General features: G+C 41.7%; 1 protein-coding gene. It reads right to left on the bottom strand.

Features of this window, described 5'->3' with window-relative positions; all coding sequences use genetic code 11:
• Positions 1-141: 141 nt before the first annotated feature.
• Positions 142-2,094 (bottom strand): type I DNA topoisomerase (gene topA, locus QZ359_RS01885; protein WP_293957382.1); only part of this gene is annotated, 1,953 nt, incomplete at its 5' end.

Genomic DNA, 2,094 nt, shown 5'->3' with positions numbered 1-2,094 from the left:
GAGCAACCTGCGGCTAGTTTCCTAGTTTGCTCTTTGATTTTCATTGAGTATAAAATAATCTTCTTCTAGTTTCGCATAAAATGATGAATTTTGTCAAGTTCTAACCAAAAGAGCCTGAAATTAACTTTCAGGACTCTCCTCTTATTTAATCTTTTCCTCCTCGTAGTCACCTTTACTACAAACAACCTGCTTACCACCACCACGGACTTTTTTCTCCATGAGGAAGTTGCCACATTTTGGACAGTCACGACCAACAGGCTTGTCCCAAGAGGTAAATTCACATTCTGGATAGCGATTGCAACCATAGAAAAGGCGGTTACGTTTTGTTTTACGCTCAATGATTTGTCCCTGATGACAACTTGGACACTCTACACCGATTTCTTTCACGATTGCTTGGGTATGACGGCAATCTGGGAAATTGCTACAAGCGTAGAACTTACCAAATCGACCAAGTTTAATAACCATTGGACTGCCACACGCTTCACAATCAAATCCAGCTGGTTCATCCTTGATCTGGATTTTTTCCATTTCTTCTTCAGCCTTGGCGACTTCTTTAGAGAATGGTTTGTAAAAGGCGTCTATAACACGTTGCCACTGCTCTTTTCCGACTTCGACATCATCTAGTTTGCCTTCCATTTCAGCTGTGAAGGTTACGTTTACGATATCTGGGAAATATTCAACGATAAGCTTGTTAACAATTTCTCCCAACTCTGTTGGTTCAAAACGTTTGGCTGCAAGGCGAACATAATAACGTTTCTGAATAGTTTCAATGGTTGGCGCATAGGTTGACGGACGTCCAACCCCATTTTCCTCCAAGGTCTTGATCAGTGTCGCTTCAGAATAACGAGCAGGCGGTTGAGTGAAATGTTGCTCTGGTTTGCTATTGACCTGCTTGACCACATCTCCAACAGCCATATCTGGTAACATCTTATTCTTATCAGAATCATTGTAAATGGCAAGATAACCATCAAACTTAACCTGACTACCATTGGCAGCAAATTGAACTCCATTTTGAGACAATTTAACAGCCATGGTATCAAAGACAGCAGCTGTCATCTGACTCGCTACAAAACGATTCCAAATAAGAGTATAAAGCTTGAGCTGATCCTTGTCCAAATACTTAGCAATACTTTCAGGTGTATTAAAGACACTAGACGGACGAATAGCCTCGTGGGCATCCTGAGCTCCTGAAGCATTTTTGACCTTGCTACCATGCTTAGAATACTTGCTACCAAAACGGTCCGTAATGAAACTTGCTGCTTCATTTTGCGCTACAGGACTGATACGAGTCGAATCGGTACGCATATAGGTAATCAAACCTTGAACACCAGAACCGATATTAATTCCTTCATAGAGCTGTTGGGCAACCATCATGGTTTTTCGAGTACGGAAATTGATTTTATTGGCAGCATCCATCTGCATAGATGAAGTGGTATAGGGTAAAGGAGCATTGCGTTTGCGCTCTTTCTTATCCACCTGATCTACTGAAAAGTCTTTACTAGTCAGACGAGACAAGACTTCCTTAACCTCGTCATTGCTAGTCAGTTTCAGCTTTTTGCCATCTACTCCATAGAAGGATGCCTGAAATTGCTTGGTTCCCTTTTTAAAGACAGCATCAATTGTCCAGTATTCTTCTGGCTGGAAGGCATTAATTTCATTCTCACGGTCAATGATTAACTTAAGTGCAATAGACTGAACGCGACCTGCTGACAAGCCCTTCTTGACCTTCTTCCACAAAATAGGCGAAATCGAATAGCCTACCAAGCGGTCTAGGACACGACGAGCCTGTTGGGCATCAACCAAGTCCATATCAATCTTACGCGGTTCTTTAAAAGCATTTTTGACCGCATCCTTGGTGATTTCATTGAAGACCACACGGTTGGCATCATTCTCATCTAAGTTGAGAATATGAGCCAAATGCCAAGAAATCGCTTCTCCTTCACGGTCCGGGTCACTCGCCAGAAAGACTTTATTAGCTTTTTTAGCTTCTTTTTTCAAGTCATTGATGAGAGGACCTTTTCCTCGGATATTGATGTATTGCGGTTCATAATTATTTTCAATATCGACGGACATACTGGATTTCTTCAAATCACG

Source organism: Streptococcus sp. (genome assembly GCF_019414905.1).
Taxonomy (GTDB): domain Bacteria; phylum Bacillota; class Bacilli; order Lactobacillales; family Streptococcaceae; genus Streptococcus.
The sequence above is the reverse complement of the archived record's forward strand: the minus strand, read 5'-3'. Positions and strand labels throughout refer to the sequence as shown.